The organism is Pseudomonas sp. LAM2023, assembly GCF_016620375.1.
GTDB lineage: Bacteria > Pseudomonadota > Gammaproteobacteria > Pseudomonadales > Pseudomonadaceae > Aquipseudomonas > Aquipseudomonas anuradhapurensis.
In genome coordinates this window covers 270,338-286,690 of record NZ_JAENHV010000009.1, presented here as the reverse complement: position 1 = coordinate 286,690, position 16,353 = coordinate 270,338, and the positions used below count along the sequence as shown (strand labels likewise).

The 16,353-nt window shown below is 63.6% G+C and carries 17 protein-coding genes; 6 read left to right on the top strand and 11 right to left on the bottom strand.

Annotated elements, in window-relative coordinates; translation table 11 throughout:
* Nucleotides 1-19 precede the first annotated feature (19 nt).
* Both JKP78_RS01360 and JKP78_RS01355 read right to left on the bottom strand, forming a co-directional pair.
* Nucleotides 20-508 (bottom strand): MaoC family dehydratase, encoded by a 489-nt coding sequence (locus JKP78_RS01360; RefSeq protein WP_200625885.1) that lies wholly within the window; start codon nucleotides 506-508, stop codon nucleotides 20-22.
* 46 nt (nucleotides 509-554) lie between these two features.
* Complete coding sequence (locus tag JKP78_RS01355) at nucleotides 555-1,505, bottom strand: GlxA family transcriptional regulator (protein WP_186685870.1); 951 nt, start codon at nucleotides 1,503-1,505, stop codon at nucleotides 555-557.
* Between the two features lie 110 nt (nucleotides 1,506-1,615).
* Here JKP78_RS01355 and JKP78_RS01350 point away from each other — a divergent pair, with 110 nt between their 5' ends.
* Together JKP78_RS01350 and JKP78_RS01345 are read left to right on the top strand one after the other, a co-directional pair.
* Nucleotides 1,616-2,413, top strand: coding sequence for an SDR family NAD(P)-dependent oxidoreductase (locus tag JKP78_RS01350; RefSeq protein ID WP_186685869.1), 798 nt, complete (start codon nucleotides 1,616-1,618; stop codon nucleotides 2,411-2,413).
* Nucleotides 2,414-2,436: 23 nt separating this feature from the next.
* Nucleotides 2,437-3,201 (top strand): SDR family oxidoreductase, encoded by a 765-nt coding sequence (locus JKP78_RS01345; protein ID WP_186685868.1) that lies wholly within the window; start codon nucleotides 2,437-2,439, stop codon nucleotides 3,199-3,201.
* Between the two features lie 234 nt (nucleotides 3,202-3,435).
* Here JKP78_RS01345 and JKP78_RS01340 read toward each other — a convergent pair whose 3' ends face one another.
* From JKP78_RS01340 to JKP78_RS01325, 4 genes are all read right to left on the bottom strand, one after another.
* Complete coding sequence (locus tag JKP78_RS01340; RefSeq protein WP_186685866.1) at nucleotides 3,436-3,855, bottom strand: DUF6691 family protein; 420 nt, start codon at nucleotides 3,853-3,855, stop codon at nucleotides 3,436-3,438.
* A gap of 1 nt (nucleotide 3,856) precedes the next feature.
* A complete protein-coding gene (locus JKP78_RS01335; RefSeq protein WP_186685864.1) occupies nucleotides 3,857-4,291 on the bottom strand; it encodes a YeeE/YedE family protein in 435 nt (144 codons plus the stop codon).
* A 34-nt stretch (nucleotides 4,292-4,325) separates the two neighbouring features.
* Nucleotides 4,326-4,946: a thymidylate kinase gene (locus JKP78_RS01330; protein WP_186685862.1), complete on the bottom strand. Its 621-nt coding sequence runs from the start codon at nucleotides 4,944-4,946 to the stop codon at nucleotides 4,326-4,328.
* A 191-nt stretch (nucleotides 4,947-5,137) separates the two neighbouring features.
* On the bottom strand, nucleotides 5,138-6,781 hold the full coding sequence (locus JKP78_RS01325) for an acetolactate synthase large subunit (protein ID WP_200625884.1): 1,644 nt from the start codon (nucleotides 6,779-6,781) through the stop codon (nucleotides 5,138-5,140).
* A gap of 185 nt (nucleotides 6,782-6,966) precedes the next feature.
* On the opposite strand from JKP78_RS01325, the gene JKP78_RS01320 reads away from it, so the two are divergent.
* From JKP78_RS01320 to JKP78_RS01310, 3 genes are all read left to right on the top strand, one after another.
* Complete coding sequence (locus tag JKP78_RS01320; protein ID WP_186685860.1) at nucleotides 6,967-7,848, top strand: LysR family transcriptional regulator; 882 nt, start codon at nucleotides 6,967-6,969, stop codon at nucleotides 7,846-7,848.
* A gap of 122 nt (nucleotides 7,849-7,970) precedes the next feature.
* Nucleotides 7,971-9,155 carry an MFS transporter gene (locus tag JKP78_RS01315; protein ID WP_186685858.1) on the top strand — a complete coding sequence of 395 codons (1,185 nt, stop codon included), beginning with the start codon at nucleotides 7,971-7,973 and terminating at the stop codon, nucleotides 9,153-9,155.
* Between the two features lie 69 nt (nucleotides 9,156-9,224).
* On the top strand, nucleotides 9,225-10,190 hold the full coding sequence (locus tag JKP78_RS01310; protein ID WP_200625883.1) for an endonuclease: 966 nt from the start codon (nucleotides 9,225-9,227) through the stop codon (nucleotides 10,188-10,190).
* A gap of 96 nt (nucleotides 10,191-10,286) precedes the next feature.
* Here JKP78_RS01310 and JKP78_RS01305 read toward each other — a convergent pair whose 3' ends face one another.
* From JKP78_RS01305 to JKP78_RS01285, 5 genes are all read right to left on the bottom strand, one after another.
* Nucleotides 10,287-11,261 (bottom strand): 2-hydroxyacid dehydrogenase, encoded by a 975-nt coding sequence (locus tag JKP78_RS01305; RefSeq protein ID WP_186685855.1) that lies wholly within the window; start codon nucleotides 11,259-11,261, stop codon nucleotides 10,287-10,289.
* Between the two features lie 10 nt (nucleotides 11,262-11,271).
* Complete coding sequence (locus tag JKP78_RS01300; RefSeq protein WP_186685853.1) at nucleotides 11,272-12,564, bottom strand: MFS transporter; 1,293 nt, start codon at nucleotides 12,562-12,564, stop codon at nucleotides 11,272-11,274.
* Nucleotides 12,565-12,623: 59 nt separating this feature from the next.
* A complete protein-coding gene (locus JKP78_RS01295; RefSeq protein WP_186685851.1) occupies nucleotides 12,624-13,574 on the bottom strand; it encodes a sugar kinase in 951 nt (316 codons plus the stop codon).
* Nucleotides 13,567-14,358, bottom strand: coding sequence for an AP endonuclease (locus JKP78_RS01290; protein ID WP_186676882.1), 792 nt, complete (start codon nucleotides 14,356-14,358; stop codon nucleotides 13,567-13,569). Before JKP78_RS01290 ends, JKP78_RS01295 begins: the two co-directional genes overlap by 8 nt.
* Nucleotides 14,359-14,424: 66 nt before the next feature.
* Nucleotides 14,425-15,444, bottom strand: coding sequence for a LacI family DNA-binding transcriptional regulator (locus tag JKP78_RS01285; protein ID WP_186685849.1), 1,020 nt, complete (start codon nucleotides 15,442-15,444; stop codon nucleotides 14,425-14,427).
* A 259-nt stretch (nucleotides 15,445-15,703) separates the two neighbouring features.
* Here JKP78_RS01285 and alkB point away from each other — a divergent pair, with 259 nt between their 5' ends.
* Nucleotides 15,704-16,351 carry a DNA oxidative demethylase AlkB gene (gene alkB, locus JKP78_RS01280; protein ID WP_200625882.1) on the top strand — a complete coding sequence of 216 codons (648 nt, stop codon included), beginning with the start codon at nucleotides 15,704-15,706 and terminating at the stop codon, nucleotides 16,349-16,351.
* The last annotated feature ends 2 nt before the right edge of the window (nucleotides 16,352-16,353 follow it).

Sequence of the window (16,353 nt, the reverse complement as noted above, 5' to 3'; positions counted from 1 at the left end):
GAAGGGCAGCCCGACGCTGTCACTGAGCAGCTCCAGATTCTGGTAGCAATTCTGGTTCGCGGCGAAACACCAGCACCCTGGCCACGCTGCGCTGGCAGACGGCACCGTCCTGGTTGCAGGTTTCGCTTTCCAGCACCGCCATGCCCCGCTCTGGCCTGGACTTGGAAGTGATCAGTTCCTTCACCGTCGTCCTGACCCGCAACCAATCGCCCGGACGCACGGCCCGCGGCCAGCTGATCTCGCTGCCTGCACCGATCAGCCCGCCAGTCAGCGGAACGCTTTCAACCAGCAAGCGCATGGTCACCGCCGCCGTGTGCCACCCGCTGGCCGCAAGGCCATTGAAAAAACTCGCCTGCGCTGCCTCGGCATCGGTATGGAACGGTTGTGGGTCGAACTCGGAGGCGAACTGCAAAATGCGCTCGGTGGTCATTTCATAGGACTCGCTGGCAAAGGACGCACCTACCGCAAGGTCTTCGAAATACAGCTTGTTCTGCTCGTCAGCTGCCATGTGCACGCTCCTGGTTCGGTGTTGAAGAGCCTTTAGGCTCTGTTCTTCATGCAGCAACTACCCGCCTGGCATCCCTGCGCACCGCTTGCGGCGGCACGCCGAAGCCGCGGATGAATACCTCGCGCAGGTGCCGACGGTCCCTGAAGCCAGTCTCCCTGGCGACCACATCGAGGCTGTGCCGGCTCTGCTCGATCAGCAACCGAGCGGCCTCCAGGCGCAGGCTTTCCACGGCCTTGGCCGGTGATTGCCCGGTTTCGGCGGTGAACACCCGGGTAAACTGACGCGGGCTCAGATGCACTACCCCGGCCAGTTCCTCGACGCTCAATGAACGGTTCAGGTGCCTGCGGGCATAATCCAGCGCGGCCTGGATACGGTCCGAGCGTGGCGACAGCGCAAGCAGCTCGGAATGCTGGGATTGCCCGCCTGAGCGGCGTTGGTGCATGACCAGCTTGTGCGCCACCGATCTGGCTACCTCTGCGCCCAGGTCTTTCTCTACCATACCCAGCGCCATGTCCAGGGCGGCAGTCATGCCGGCAGAGGTCCAGACCGGCCCATCTACGATGAAAATGCGGTCTTCCTCCACCTCGACCTGCGGATACATTTCACGCAGCTTTTTTGCATAGGCCCAGTGCGTCGTCGCTCGTCGCCCCTGCAGCACTCCCGCATGGGCCAGGACGAAGGTGCCGGTGCACAGGCCAGCGGTACGCCGGGCGCCTTCGACAAAAGCGCGCACGCTGGCCAGCACGGCCTCGTCAGGGGCAGTCAAGGGCGTCAGGGTACCGGTGACCATCCAAGTGTCAGCCAGGCCTGGAGCACCCAAGGGCAGCGTATCGATGTGCATGCCCAGGGAAGAGCGCACGGTGCCGCCGTGAATGGAAAAGTTCTGAATCCTGTAGACCGCTTCGCCCGTGACGATATTGGCAAACTCGAACACGGCTTGCGTCGCCAGGGACATGACCTGGAAGCCTTCGGTCATCAAATAGCCGACCCGGTGCATCACCAAACTCCTGCTGCAATGTCCCGAAAGCGTACCATATACGTCGTTTGAGACAAGCGTAAGCCTTGTCATCATGGCTGCACACCGCAACCCACCACTGGAGCATGACCATGACGCAGCAATTCAAAGGCACCGCGCTCATCACCGGCGCGTCCACCGGAATCGGTTCGATCTACGCAGAACGCCTGGCCCGTCGCGGCTACGACCTGGTACTGGTGGCGCGCAACCGGGAGCGCCTGAACGACCTGGCCAGCCGCCTTACCACCGCAACCCGACAGAATGTAGAAGTGTTTCCGGCAGACCTGGCCAATGCGGATGACCTGGCCAAGGTAGAACGCAAGCTGCGCGAAGACGCCAGTATCAGCCTGCTGGTGAACAACGCCGGCATCGGCACCCATACCAGCCTGCTGGACAGCGATGTCGAGCGCATGGCCGAAATGATCACCCTCAACGTCACCGCCCTCACCCGCCTGACCTACGCAGCAGTCCCGGGTTTTGTCGCTCGCCGCCAAGGTGCGGTGATCAACATTTCGTCGGTGGTGAGCCTCGCCCCCGAGCGGCTCAATGGCGTGTATGGCGGCAGCAAGGCCTATGTCACCGCTTTCAGCCATTCCCTGCACAGGGAACTTGCCGACCAAGGCATCAGGATCCAGGCGGTACTGCCCGGCGCCACCGCGACCGACTTCTGGCAGATCGGCGGCTTGCCGGTCGAAAACCTGGACCCCGCTATCGTGATGTCGGCCGAAGACCTGGTGGACGGCGCCCTGCAGGATTTCGACGCCGGCAAGCTGATCTCCATCCCTTCGCTGCATGACCTCGAGGCGTTCGAGCGCTACGAAGCCAGCCGTCAGGCCCTGTTCAGCCAGTTGTCCAGCAACCGGCTGGCCCCGCGCTACGCCACCAATTGATCGACCGGACAGGAAACCCACCCATGAAACTCAGCGCCAACACCATTTTCATTACCGGCGGCACCTCGGGTATCGGTCGTGCCCTGGCCGAGGCATTCCATCAGCGTGGCAACCAGGTGATCGTGGCGGGCCGCCGCCAGGCACTGCTGGACGAGATCGCCCAGGCCAACCCCGGTATCGATACCGTGAGGCTCGACATCAACGACCCGCAGCAGATCAAGCAAGTCGCCCAGGAAGTCATCCGCCGCCACCCTTCGCTGAACGTGATCATCAACAACGCCGGTATCATGCCCTTCGACAACCCGGCATCGGGCGACTACGACGACGCCCAGGCAGTGAGCCTGCTGCAGACCAATCTGCTCGGCCCGGTGCGTGTCAGCGCTGCTTTCGTAGAGCATCTGAAACGCCAGCCTGATGCCTACATCATCAATAACAGCTCGGTGCTGGCCTACTTGCCACTGGCGGCCACCGCACTGTATTCGGCGACCAAGGCTGCGCTGCACTCCTATTCCCTGTCGCAGCGCTTCAGCCTGCGCGACACCAGCGTGAACGTGCTGGAAATCGCCCCGCCTTGGGTCGATACCGACCTGGTCCACAAAAGCGGCGATGAACGTGCCATGCCGCTCGATGCCTTCATTGAGGAAACCCTGGTCAAGCTCGAGAGTGCAACAACCGAGGTGCTGGTGGACCGAGTGGTCGCGCTGCGCGCCAACCAGGGGATCAACGAGCACGCGCTGATCGACCAGTTCAACCAGGCGTTGGTCGACAACCCGATCCCGGTTGCCTGAACTGGCCCCGCAGGCCACCCGCCCCCATTCACGGCCAGGCCGTCACCAGGCCGAACGGAATGACGCGCCATACGCACTGGGTGGCAACCGGCTGGCACCATCCGCTCTCAACCGGGAGCGGAAGGTCCCGGCCTGCGGTTGGCTTCGGTAAAGCCCACGTTTCTGCGACTCAGGTAATACCAACTCGACAGTCGGCGATACGGGCCTGGTTGGACCAGAACCGTGCGAGCACATCTACATCCGCCTGCGCACCTGCAGCCACTCGAACACAGCCATGCCGCCCAGCATCGCTGCCACGAACAGCCACGCCTGCCAGTACCCTCCCGGCAGCAGCACCAACGCAGGCCCCGGGCACATGCCGGCAAGCCCCCAGCCTATGCCGAACACCAGGCTGCCACCAACAAGACGACGATCCACGTCACGTCGGTCAGGCAGCTGCATCGGCCCACCCAGCAATGCCGTCGAATGCCCGCGCGCCCAGCGCATCGGCAACCATGCCGCAGCAATAGCGCCGATCATCACCAGCGCCAGCGAAGGGTCCCACTGCCCGGCGATGTCGAGGAAAGCAAGGACCTTGGCCGGGTTGGCCATCCCGGCCAGCAGCAACCCTACGCCGAACAGCAGCCCGGCGATAAACCCACTGAGAGCACGCATGTCAGGCCCCTTGTACGAGGTGTCGGACGACATACACCGTGGCGAAACCACTGGCCATGAAGCACAGCGTTGCCACGGCTGAACGGGGAGACAGCCGCGACAGGCCACAGACACCATGGCCGCTGGTACAGCCGCTGCCGTAGCGCGTGCCAAGCCCGACCAGCAGCCCAGCCACCACGAGCGTGCCGGCTGCCGCGGTGAATCGGGGGACAGGCACTGTGGCGAACATCCCCCACAGCAGCGGTGCAGCCAGCAACCCCAGAACAAAGGCCAGCTTCTCGCCGCGCCCTTGCCCACCTTGCAACAATGAACCGAGCAAACCGCTGATCCCGGCGATACGGCCGTTCAGCACTGCGAACAGGCCTGCGCCGAGCCCGATCAACACACCACCGGCCAGCGCGGACCATGGTGTGAACGCCAGCGAATCAATTGCCATCGTATTTCTCCCTGCAACAGAAATGGGGCCAAGATCAGGCGAGACGATTGATGCAGGCGGTGATCTCGGCCACGATCTGCCGCGTTGCCTGCTCGATCGGCCCTTCATTACGGCACAGTACCCAGCCATGCTCCACAACCGCACGTTCGAACGCCTCGGTACAAGCCACCTGCTCGTCCAGGCGGTGCATTACCGTACTGCCCAACCCTCGCGTGCGAGCCGCCGCCCGTGCCCATGAGGTAGCAGCGGCGGTGACAACCCCGACATGCAAGTCCGGCACACGCACACTTCGTGCGATGTTCAGCCGTAGGATCTCGTCGAACGGTACTGTGCGGCGGAATGCGGCGTCCGAGGGATACCAGCGATCAATCAGAATGATGCTGCCCGGTGGTTGCGCCGGCAGCACCTGCCGGGAAATCCAGGCACGGCTTTCGGCAAGGCGCTCGCACACGCTCAACTCCAGGTCCCGGCGGGGATGCCTGGCCAGCTGGTTGACGAGGGCCATGGTTTCTCTCCGGCAGGGGTCGTTTTTCTTCTCGCTAAGCCGGATGACGGTTTGATTGGCTGCCCTCAAGGCTCTGGTAACGGCCTCAAGCAGCGTGGTCTTGCCGGTACCCTTGGGCCCATCGAGGGAAACAAACAGCGGGCGGGTCATTGCTCGATACCAGTCGGTTCAGGCGCAGGATGAGACCATTGATCGAGGCATGGCTGCAAGGCTCCCCTGCTCTCTCAGAGCGTAGGATACTCCGGCATCGGTGCAAGGGTTTGAACAGGGCGAGGGAATAGCGGGTTTACAAGGCAGGGGGAACGGCGCCAGTGTCGAGTTGGCGCCGCTCCTGTCAGGCGTTACACCGCCAGCGCGCGTTCACGCAGCTCGCTGTTGAGGATGCGGTCGTTCTCGCTGTAATCGACCGGGCAGTCGATCACGTGTACGCCCGGGGTCTTGATGCAGTGCTCGAGCAGCGGCAGCAGGCCGTCGGCGCTTTCCACGCGGTGGCCGTTGGCACCATAGGCTTCGGCGTACTTGACGAAGTCCGGGTTGCCATAGTCCAGGCCGAAATCGGTGAAGCCCATGTTGGCCTGCTTCCAGCGGATCATGCCGTAGCCGTCGTCACGCAGGATCACCACGGTGATGTGCATCCCTAAGCGTACTGCAGTTTCCAGCTCCTGGCTGTTCATCATGAAGCCGCCGTCACCGCACACCGAAATCACCGGGCGGTCCGGGTGCACCAGGTGCGCCGCCATCGCTGATGGCAGGCCGGCGCCCATGGTCGCCAGGGCGTTGTCCAGCAGCACGGTATTGGGCTTGTGCGCCTTGTAGTTGCGGGCGAACCAGATCTTGTAGATGCCGTTGTCCAGGGCGACGATGCCTTCGGACGGCAGCACGCGACGGATGTCGGCCACCAGGCGCTGCGGGTAGACCGGGAAGCGGTTGTCGTCGGCGCCTTCGGCAATCTGCGCTTCGTTGGCTTCACGGATGGCCATCAGGCGGGTGAAGTCCCAGTGCGAGGTGTCGCTCAGCGCTTCGCCGATCTGCCAGACGGCGTTGGCGATGTCACCGATCACTTCCACCTGCGGGAAGTACACGGCATCCACTTCAGCGGAGCGGAAGTTGATGTGGATGACCTCGGTGCCGCCACGGACCATGAAGAATGGCGGCTTCTCGATCACGTCGTGGCCGATGTTGACGATCAGGTCGGCCGCTTCGATCGCACGGTGGACGAAGTCACCGGACGACAGCGCAGCGTTGCCGAGGAAGCGCGGGTGGCGTTCGTCGACCACACCTTTACCCATCTGGGTGGTGATGAACGGAATACCGGTCTTGTCGATCAACTGCTTGAGGACCTTGGCGGTCATCTTGCGGTTGGCGCCGGCACCGATCACCAGGATCGGGTTGCGCGCGTTCTGCAGCTTCCGCACGGCAGCCTCGATGGCCACGTGCTCGGCCAGCGGGCGGCGGTGCAGGCTTGGCGGAATCGGCAGTGCGTCGGTCTGCTCGGCGGCGATGTCTTCCGGCAGTTCCAGGTGGACTGCACCCGGCTTTTCTTCTTCAGCCAGGCGGAAGGCTTCGCGCATGCGGGCCGGGATGTTGTCGGCCGAGGCGAACTGGTGGGTGTACTTGGTGATGGGGTCCATCATGCCGCACACGTCGATGATCTGGAAACGACCCTGCTTGGACTTCTTGATCGGCTTCTGGCCGGTGATCATCATCATCGGCATGCCGCCCAGGTAGGCATAGGCGCTGGCGGTAACCAGGTTGGTGGCGCCGGGGCCGAGGGTGGACAGGCTGACGCCGGTCTTGCCGGTCAGGCGACCGTAGGTGGCAGCCATGAAACCTGCGGACTGCTCGTGACGGGTAAGTACCAGTTTGATCTTCGACTTGCGCAGGGATTCCAGCAAATCGAGGTTTTCCTCACCTGGAATGCCGAATACATACTCGACACCTTCGTTTTCCAGGCATTGCACAACGACATCGGCGGCCTTGGCCATTTAGGGTACTACCTCAAAATCTTCGTGGGATTGCAGATTTATCAAGCTGCGTGACTGAGATGTTGCAGGATGTCTCAGTGGCGCGCATCGTAGGCCCTCTGGTTAATAATAATAAATATATTGTTATGATGCCTGACATCACAGTCCGTTATGAATGCAACTCCTCTGATTGGTAGTCCCCCACAATGAATCTCAAGGCATTGCGTTGCTGCGTCGAAATCGTTCGCCAGGGCAGCTTCACCAAGGCCGCGCAGCACCTGCACATCGCCCAGCCGGCGCTGAGCATGGCCGTTACCCGCCTGGAAGAAGAATTGGGCGTGACCCTGTTCAACCGCACAACCCGCAAAGTCATTCTCACCGCCGAGGGCGAACGGTTCCTGCCACGGATTGCCTCGGCCTTGCGCGAAATGGACGTGGCCCGACAAGAACTGCGCGACATGGCCGACCTCAAACGCGGCGAAGTCCGCCTGGGTATCCCGCCAATGTTCGGCCTGCACTATGTACCCGGGTTGATGAACGCCTTCCGCCGGTTGTACCCGGGCATCGCCATGACCGTATTCGAAGGCAGCGCCGAGGACATTGGCCAGCGCCTGGAACAACGGGAAATCGACCTGGCGCTGCTGGAGTCCAGGCGCGTGCCGCCCGACAAGGAATCGATCCTGCTGGGCAGCGACGAGATGCTGGCGTGCATGCACCCTGATCACCCGTATGCCGACAAGGCCTTCCTCACCGCCGAGGATCTGCGCAATACCGATATGGTGGTGTTCGACCGCACCTTCGTGCAGCGCCACCTGCTGGACGCGTTCTTCGCTGAACACGGCATCACGTACCAGGTGGCACTGCAGAGCAACTTCGTCTCGCTGGTGGTGCAGGCCGCACTGGACAACATGGGTGTGGCCACCCTGCTGCGCTCGGTGCAGCAGCGCACGCCAGGCATCGTCGGCGTGCCGTTCCGGCCAGCGCAGCTGATGAGCTTCCGCTTGTGCTGGCGCTCGGGGGAATACCTGTCGCTGGCCAGCAAGCGCTTCATCGACTTTGCCGCGCAAACCCATTACCTCGAGCGCTGAGGCCGGCCCGGCCCTTGCGCGGCTCAAGTCAGTGGCAAGCCGCGCATTTCATCGACGTTGCCGCCCTGAATTGACTATGATCCCCGACTTGAACGTTTCAGCATGTTTCAACAAGGATTCAGATGTCAGTTCAGGAATCAGCGCCTCTCCCGCACAAAAGTACCGTCGTGAAAATGGAAGCCTCCATGGCGCTGGGCAGCTTTGCCATCGGCACCGGCGAGTTCGCCATCATGGGCCTGATGCCGGACATCGCCAGCAACCTGCAGCTGAGTGAGCCCCAGGTAGGCCACGCTATCAGCGCCTATGCATTGGGGGTAGTGGTCGGCGCCCCGACACTGGCCATTCTCGGTGCCCGGCTGCTACGCAAGCACATGTTGCTGTTATTGATGGCACTGTATGCCCTCGGCAACTTGGCGACCGCCTTCGCCCCCTCGTTCGGCGGCCTGGTCGCTTTCCGCTTCATCAGTGGCCTGCCCCATGGTGCCTATTTCGGTATCGCGGCGGTGGTTGCCTCGAGCATGGTGGCGAACAACCAACGGGCCGGGGCTGTGGCACGGGTAATGCTGGGGCTGACGTTGGCCATGCTGCTCGGCAACCCGGTCGCCACGTTACTGGGCCAGTATTTCGGCTGGCGTTCGGCATTCGTGCTGGTGGGCATTATCGCCCTGTGCACCCTGGCGCTGGTCTGGCGTTTCGTGCCCCAGCGCCACGATGAAGTGCGCAGCGACCCGCGCAAGGAACTGCAAGCCTTTACCCTGCCGCAGGTATGGATGGCGCTGGCCATCGCCGCGATCGGCTTTGCCGGTATGTTCTGCGTGTTCAGCTACCTGGCGCCGACCATGTTGCAGGTGACCCGGGTGTCGCCGCAGTGGATTCCGTTCGGCCTGGCTGCGTTCGGCGTAGGCGGCATCGTCGGCAACCTGGCTGGCGGCAAGCTGTTCGATCGCCTGCAGTTCCGCGCCGTGGGTCTGGTGCTTATGTGGTCGATGGCCGTGTTGCTGTTCTTCACCTTCGCTGCCCAGGCACTGTGGAGCCTGCTGCTCGGCATTGGCCTGGTCGGGACCATGATTGCCTTGGCAGCACCGCTGCAGATCCGCCTGATGGACATCGCTCATCAAGCGCCGAGCCTCGCGGCAGCATCGAACCATGCGGCCTTCAACCTGGCCAATGCCCTTGGGCCATGGTTGGGTGGCATGGCGATCAGCGCCGGCATGGGCTGGACCAGCACCGGCTACATCGGCGCGGCGGCCGCCTTGGTCGGCCTGCTGATCTACCTGGCGGCGCGGCGGATGAAAGGCGGGCATTAAGTTCAGCGGGCTGGTCAGCCTCGGCGAAACCATTACAATGCCAGCCCCTCCCTGAAATATGTTTTCCCCATGAAATCACTGCTTTACGCCATAACCTTACTGTTTTCCTTCAACCTTCCTGCGCTGGCCAATCCGCCAGCGACCTTCACCGAAGCCAAGGTAGTGGCCAAGCAGAAGGTCTACATGGACCAGGCCAGCAGCGCCATGGGCGAGCTGTACTGCGGCTGCAAGTGGACCTGGGTGGGCAAGTCCGGCGGGCGTATCGATACCGCCTCATGCGGCTACCAGGCACGCAAGCAGCAAAATCGCGCCGAACGCACCGAGTGGGAGCACATCGTGCCCGCCTACACCTTCGGCAACCAGCGCCAATGCTGGAAGAATGGCGGCCGCGAACACTGCGTGGACGACGACCCGGTGTTTCGCGCCATGGAAGCCGACCTGTTCAACCTGTACCCGGCGGTGGGCGAGGTCAACGGTGACCGCAGCAACTTCAACTACGCCATGGTCAATGGCAATGCCGGGCAATACGGGCAGTGCAGCACCAAGGTCGATTTCGTGCAGCGTGCTGCCGAGCCACGGGACGAAGTCAAGGGGCTGGTCGCGCGCACGACGTTCTACATGTACGACCGCTACAAGCTGAACCTGTCGCGCCAGCAGCAACAGGTGCTGATGGCCTGGGACAGGCAATACCCGGTGTCGGCCTGGGAAAAAGAGCGCGATCGCCGCATTGCTGCGATCATGGGGCACAGCAACCCGTTCGTGACCGGGGAGCGCAAATGGACAGCCGACTACAAGCCGGTGGGTAGCGGCGTGGTGCAGGCGGTAACGGCCAAGCCCGCCAAGGCCGAAGCCAAGCCGAGCCTGGCCAGCGGCGGGTCGCTGGGGCCAGTGCTTGGCAACCGCAACAGCCACGTTTATCACCTGGCCAACGGCTGCCCGGGGTATGCCCAGGTTACGGCGAAGAACCAGGTCACGTTCGCTACCGAGGGTGAGGCGCAGGCGGCTGGTTATCACAAGGCGGGCAACTGCCGGTAAGCCAGCCCCCACTTCGAGCGCGCTCCACTCGAGGCCGGTGCGGTACCTGTGGGAGCCTGGCTTGCTGGCGATGGGCCGCATGGCGGCCCGTTGCGCTCAAGCCCTGCGCAGCTCATTGACCAGATTCGCTGGCCGCTCACCCGCCAGGGCGCTGAGCAGGTTGTCCACCGCGCAACGTGCCATGGCTTGGCGGGTTTCCTCGGTCGCCGAGCCAAGATGCGGGGTCGCCACCACGTTGTCGAGCTGCAGCAGTGGCGAGTCCAGCGGTAACGGCTCCTGCACGAACACATCCAGCCCGGCGCCGCGTATGCGCCGCTCGCGCAGTGCTTGAGTCAGCGCGACCTCATCCACCACCCGCCCGCGAGAAATGTTCACCAGGATGGCATCAGGCTTCATCAGCGCCAGCTCCCGTGCACCGATCAGGCCTTCGGTGGCGGCGCTCAGCGGCACGGTCAGGCATACGAAGTCTGCCTGCTGCAACAGCTCGTCCAGGCTGCATTGACGCGCAGCATAACGCGCCTCCACCTGGGGCTTGGCCCGCTGGCTGTGATACAGCACACGCATACCGAAGCCAGCCGCGGCGCGCCGGGCCAAGGCCTCGCCAATGCGGCCCATCCCGACGATGCCCAGTGTCTTGCCATGCACATCACAACCGAAATGCGCTGCGCCCAGACTCCCCTGCCAATGGCCGGCGCGAACCCAGTTCGCCAGTTCCACAACCCGCCTGGCCGTGGCGAGGATCAAGGCAAAGCCAGTGTCGGCGGTGGTCTCGGTGAGCACGTCGGGGGTGTTGGTCAGCATCACCCCACGCCGGCTCAGCTCGGCAATGTCATAGTTGTCCACACCGACCGAAACGCTGGCAACCACTTCCAGCAGTGGTGCCAGGTCGAGCAGGCCAGCGTCCAGCCGCAGGCTGGCCCCCAGCAGCCCGTGCGCCGTCGGCAAGGCATCGCGCAGGCGGGCCAGGCCGTCGGGCTGGTTGATATCCACCTGGGTCACCTCGACGCGCGCCTGCAGGCGCGCCATCAGGTCGTCGGACAGGCGTTTGTACAACACGATTCGCTTCTTCATCGCAGGTTTCCTATTGGCTCATGGCCAGACGCGAACCGCCGCGCTTGGCTCGGCCGGACGTCTGGGAAGTGTCCAGTGCGGCGGTCAGCGCCACTGCGGCAAGCAGCGCGCCACACATGAACAGGTAAGAGGCACCGGGCCCACCAGTGGCGCCATTGAGGTAGCCCACCAGCCACGAACCGCCGAACGAGCCCAGCGCCCCCATGCTGTTGATCAGCGCCATGGCGCCGCCAGCGACATTGGCCGGGAGGATTTCCGGCACGATCGCGAAGAACGGCCCATAGGGTGCGTACATGCAGGCGCCGGCCAGCACCAGCAGCGCGTACGATAGCCAGAAGTGCTGGCTACCCAAGGCGTACGAGCCATAGAAGGCCACGGCGGCGATCAGCAGCGGCGGCCAGACGAAGCGCTTGCGCTTCTGCAGGCGGTCAGAGGCCCACGACACGCCAACCATGGCCAATACCGCCGCCAGGTACGGCACTGACGCCAGCCAGCCGGCCTGTACGATATCGACCTTGGCCGCCTGCTTGAGGATCGACGGCAGCCACAGCACGAAGCCGTATACGCCGATGCTCCAGCAGAAATACTGCAGCGCGAGGATGATCACTTGCGGCGAACGGAACGCCTCGCGGTAGTTCTTCACCGGCCTGATGCCTTGCTGCTCGGCGGCCAGCGCCTGCTGCAGGGCGGTCTTTTCCTGCTCGCTCAGCCAGTCCACCTGGGCCGGGCGGTCGTCGACCAGGCGCCACCAGCAGAACGCCCAGACCACCGCAGGCAGGCCTTCGATGATGAACATCCAGCGCCAGTCGTAATGCTTGATCAGATAGCCCGACACCACCGACATCCACAGGATGGTCACCGGGTTGCCAAGCATCAGGAAGGTATTGGCACGCGAACGCTCGGCACGGGTGAACCAGTGGCACAGGTACACCAGCATCGCCGGCATCACTGCCGCCTCCACTACCCCGAGCAGGAAACGGATGCCGACCAGCATGTATACGTTGCTGACCATACCGGTGAGCGTGGCCAGGCCGCCCCAGAGGATCAGGCAGACGAAGATCAGCTTCTTCACACTGCGCTTCTCGGCATAGATAGCGCCGGGTACCTGGAAGAAGAAGTAGCCGAGGAAGAACAGCGCCCCCAGCAGCGACGACAGTACGGGCGTGATGTGCAGGTCTTCGGCCATCCCGGAAGCGGCGGCGAAGCCGTAATTGGCGCGGTCCAGGTACGCCAGGCTATAGGTGACGAAGACGATCGGGATGATGTACCACCAGCGGCGCGAGGCCAGGTTGTGCTTTTGCATGGGTGTTTCTCCTGAGCTTGTTGTTTTTGTTGCAACAGGTGATTCGAGGTATGAGCTGTTCAGGCACTTCTGCGCAGGTCGTGGGCCTCCAGTTCATGGCGCAGCGGCAGCCCTTCCATGTCGCCCCGCGACTGCACGGCGCGGCTGCCGCACCAGTTGCCACGCGCCACCGCCTCGGCCATGGGCAGGCCTTCCAGAAGCGCGCTGAGCACGCCGACAGCGAAGGCATCGCCGGCTCCGACGGTGTCCACTACGCGGCTGACCGGCACCGGCGCGACCAGGCCTTCGCCTTCGGCACCGCGGAAGTAGGCACCCGCCTCGCCCAGCTTGATCACCACCCGGTTCACCCCCAGGTCGAGGTAGAACGCCGCGATGTCTGCCGGAGTCTGCTGGCCGGTCAGCAGCCGGCCCTCCTCCAGGCCTGGCAACACCCAGTCAGCCTTGGCCGCCAGGGCATTGATTTCGCGCACCATGCTGCCCTGGTCAGGCCACAGCGAGGGACGCAGGTTGGGATCGAAGGAAATGCTGCGCCCGGCGGCGCGCATGCCATCCACCAGGGCATGGGACAGCGCCCGAGAACCTTCCGACAGAGCCAGCGGGATCCCGGTGGCGTGCAGGTGGCGAGCCTGCAGCCAGCCCGGGCGAATCATTGCCGGCGACAGTCGGCTGGCCGCCGAGCCACGACGGAAGTACTCCACTGCCGGATCACTGCCATCGTCGCAGCGGGCCTTGAGCTGGAAGCCGGTGGGATAGCTGGCATCGACTTCCACGCCCGAACAATCCAGGCCTTCGCGGCGCAGGCTGTCGAGCACGAAACGGCCCAGCGAATCGTCACCCACCCGGCTCAGCCAGCGGACCTTGAAGCCAAGCCGCGCCAGGCCGATGGCCACGTTGCTGTCAGCACCGGCGATGCGTTTGCCGAACTGGTCGACGCTGGCCAGGTCACCGGTCTGCTCGGCGACGAACATGGCCATGGTCTCACCGAAACACAGCACGTCATGTTCATGCATGGCTCGGCTCCTCGTGCGCTGTTGCACGCCGCCCCAGCGCCGACAAGTTGCGCACGTGGGTGCGGGTCAGCACCAGCAGATCATCGCCGGCCAAGGGATATTCGACAGCGCGCACCACACCGGGGACGAACTCGGCCAGCAGCGCAACCCATTCCTGCAGGTCCGCGGCCTGGGGTGGTACGGCAACCAGGCGGCCATCGGCCAGGCGCTGCACGGCTTTGCAATGCACGTAACGCACCCAGCGGCCGAGCAGGCGTGCGGCCTGCCGGGCAGGCTCGCCCTGCCACTGCCAGTTACCAATGTCGAACGTCATGCCCAGGCTCAGCCCATGGTCTTCCGCACGCTGGAAAAACTGCTGCAGCGGCTGGATTCTGCCACCCTGCACGGTCTGGTCGTTCTCCACCAGCAACACCGGCCCGGGCCCTGGCAACAGCCGTGCCAGGGCCGCGATATCGCAACCTTCCCGGTAGTGCCCCAGGGAAACCTTGAGTGCCACCGCGCCAAGGGCGTGTGCGGTTGCCAGCTTGTGCACCAGTTGTGGGTCAGGCAGGCCTCGCGCCGTCCACAGTTCAAGTGGTGTGGAATACACGCAGTCCAGGCGCAGCGTGGCAATGGCCGCAGCCAGCGCTGCAGTATCCGGTGCACAGGTAAACAGTTCCTCGCGCAATTCCACCCGGCTAACGCCAGCGGCAGCCAGCAGGTCAAGGAACTGCTCCTGGCCACGCTGCCTGACAAAATCGGCACCGTAACTGGAGAGGCTGATGGAAACGGGGTTCGCGTACATTGTTGTTGTCCTTGTGAAACCGGTTTCATTTTTTGACGGCACCAGCAGGCAGTCACCTGCCGTTGGTTACTGTCGGGGAGTTGAACCGCGGATGATCAGGTTGGCCTTGAAGTCGATGCGCCTGGCCGCACCGTTACCGCCGCGCAGACGAGCCAGCAGGCTGTCGAATGCTGCCACGCCGATACGCTCGGTGGGCTGGGCCAGTGCGGTGATGCCGCTGCCGACCAAGGGGTACCAGTCGAGGTCGTCCAGGGCAATCAGCCCGACGTCCGCGAACAGATTGCAGCCGGCGTCGTGCAGGGCCCGGGTCACGGCCAGGGTGGCGATGCCGTTGAAAGTGAAGATGGCCTGCGGGCCATGGCCATTACCGGCGAGAAACGAAGCCAGCTGGCCATTCAAGGCAGGGGTGCTCTCCAGCACCTGCTGGCGCATGCCAGGGCGACGGCCGATCGACGCGGCAAACGCCTGAACCCGCTCCAGGCGTGAGCTGGTGCCATCCAGCGGCTCGGTGACCGCAAGGATATCGCGGTAGCCTTGGGCTTGCAGGTGGTCCAGGGCCTGCTCGACCGCGTCGGCATTGTCCAGCCCCACCAGGTCGACATTCAGCTCGGGCAGTTGGCGGTCGACCAGCACCATGGGGATGTCGCGCTGCAGATTGAGCAGTTCACCGGGGTGATGGCCGAGGGTGTTCACGATCAGCCCTTCGACGTTGTACGACTGCAATGCCACCAAGTGGTGACGTTCCTGCTCGTCGTCGCGGTTGGTGTTGCATACCACCAGGCTGTAGCCGTGCTGGCGGCAGGCGGTTTCCACGCCGTGCATAACGGCCACCGAATAGGGATTGAGGATATCGGCTACCAGCATGCCGACCAGCCGCGTCTGACCGCGCTTCAAGCCACGAGCCATCTGGTTGGGGCGGTAACCGAGGCGCTCGATGACCTGCTCCAGGCGCTTGGCAGTGGCTTCGGCCAGCAACTGCCGATCGCCACCGATATAACGCGAGACGGTGGCCTTGGAAACGCCCGCGACACGTGCGACTTCGCTGATGGTGACTCGTTCACGGGCATGGGCAGGCGCGTCGGTCATGGGCTGTTCCTTATGATTGTTGTGGTAGCGATGAAACCGGTTTCAATACAGCAAAACTGTGCGCGTTCGTCAACCTGCCGTTGGTCGACAGGCCGTGCAGATAATGATCTTCAACATTAAGAGAATCTAATAAGAGATTGATAATAATGAATAAATGGCAAACTATCGATAATGTATCGTTTGCAGCGGGGTGGGCATGAATAGGCCAGCCCCATCAAGCGCAGTACAATGGCTGCTACCCGGCCCGATACTTCAGCCAATGATCCAGTCCGACCTCGACCTGTTCGGCACCCAGGCGCAACGCCTGGCCAGCCACACCGTGCTGCTGCCCGGCTTCGCCCTGGCTGAAGTCGAGCCTGTGCTCGACGCCCTGCGCCCGGTATTGCGTGCCGCGCCGTTCCGGCACATGTACACCCCGGGTGGCCTGCGCATGGCCGTAGCGCTCAGCAACTGCGGCACGCTGGGTTGGGTCAGCGATGAACAGGGCTACCGTTACAGCCACTGCGACCCGCTCAGCGGCCAACCCTGGCCCGCCCTGCCCGCGGTACTGCTTGCCTTGGCCAACCGCGCGGCGGCCCTGGCCGGCTTCGACGGTTTCGTGCCGGATGCCTGCCTGGTCAATCATTACCTCCCCGGTACCCGCCTCAGCCTGCACCAGGACCGCGATGAGCAGGACTTCGGCCAGCCGATCGTGTCACTGTCGCTGGGTTTGCCGGCGGTGTTCCTGTTCGGTGGCTTGCAGCGCGCCGACAAGACCCGGCGCATCGCCCTGAGCCATGGCGATGTACTGGTTTGGGGTGGCACAGACCGCTTGCGCTTCCATGGCGTGCTGCCGATCAAGCCCGGCGTGCATCCGCGCCTGGGTGAACGGCGCATCAACCTGACCCTGCGCAAGGCCGGGCGCTGAAC